Here is a 1,440-nt window from a genome sequence, read left to right on the forward strand (position 1 = left end):
TGGGAAAACTGCAGCGTTAACGCCGTCGAAGAACTTAAACCTGCAAAAATGGAGGTAAACAATATGCCACGTTTCGCCCCACCGATTTTGATTGCGAAATAGCCCACAAACGAAATACTGGCAATCAATACGACCATCCACCAAATCTCGTAAGGGTTAAGAGCGTTCCAAGGGCCATAGGATTGATTTGGAAGAAGCGGCAATAACACGATGGAGATAATCAGCAACCGGAGCGCTGCATCTAGCTCGTATTCCTGTAATTTTTGCAACGCTTGGTGAAGTTCTCGTTTGTTGTCGAGCACCACTGCGGTAATCACAGCTGCAGATGCCGCAAGCACCGCTTCTCCCGACACAGCTAAACTGCCCAACACAAACGTCACCAACAAGCTAACCACGCCAGTAATACTGATATCGCGACTCTTCTTCTGCTGCATGATAAACGCGATACACGCCAATATAACCAACGCAATCAAGGCAAAACCAAGCAATAAAGGAGAATAGAGATCCGCAAGAATCGCGACAAGACCACCAAGTAAACCGACAAGAGAGAACGTACGAATACCAGCAACACGACTACCTTCAACGCTATTTCGCATCACCCAGCCGCGCTGTGTCCCGATAATCGCACCCAATAGCAAGGCAATAAGCAGATTCCAGATAAGATGCTCGCCAGTCGCAAACTCGTTGATATCCATGCATCACCCCGTTAAAAAGCGGTTGTCATATCATTAGTTTATTTGAATATTGGTAAGAAGCTGTGACGACAAGAAGAGAATCTGAAACTGGCCACCGTTCCTGCCTTACCAGCGGGTCTTGTCTTGGCTTTTAACGATCACCAGAGCTCAATAATACGGAGCGATTTTCCCTCTCCCGTTCAATTTATCGGCATTATTTTCATATCATCTGAACTTTCTTACGAGAAACTACGTAACGAAGATGGAATGCAATTACGCAATCTCACACATAAGTAAGGAATACATATGAACAACTCCATCAACAACTCATTTCTAAAGTTTGGTTTAGCTGCATGTCTGTTCAGTTTTTCTGCATTTAGTTTTTCCTCTCCAAGTATTGAAGGCGCAGATCAAGATATGTCCGCGGGCACGGTAACGGCAAAAATGGCTCATGCTGACGAAAACGGCTGGATGGTTGTACACCGAACAGATGAATCGATGAAGCCAGGCCCCGTGATCGGCTATGCTCCGCTTAAAATGGGACAAAATGAGAACGTGAATGCAATTTTGATGGAACCGGTTGAGTCTGGTGACATGCTGATGCTAATGGTCCACGGAGAAAAAGGTGGAATGAAGACGGGCGTATTTGAGTATTCACTCGGAGCCAAAGAAGATAGTCCAGTAAAGGTTGACGGTAAGTTGGTGATGGACATCGTCCGCGCTAAATAAGGCGAGCATATATTTAAAAATTGCCCCTACTGGTCCT

The 1,440-nt window shown here is 45.6% G+C and carries 2 protein-coding genes; one reads left to right on the forward strand and one right to left on the reverse strand.

Annotation, left to right across the window (positions count from 1 at the left end):
• Positions 1–695: MgtC/SapB family protein (locus R8N28_RS24765; protein ID WP_318183610.1), on the reverse strand; the 695-nt coding region annotated here is incomplete at its 3' end.
• A 285-nt stretch (positions 696–980) separates the two neighbouring features.
• Here R8N28_RS24765 and R8N28_RS24770 point away from each other — a divergent pair.
• Entirely contained in the window at positions 981–1,403 is a 423-nt protein-coding gene (locus R8N28_RS24770; protein ID WP_069525683.1) for a hypothetical protein, read from the forward strand.
• Positions 1,404–1,440: the final 37 nt, after the last annotated feature.

The organism is Vibrio sp. Vb1554 (assembly GCF_033344235.1).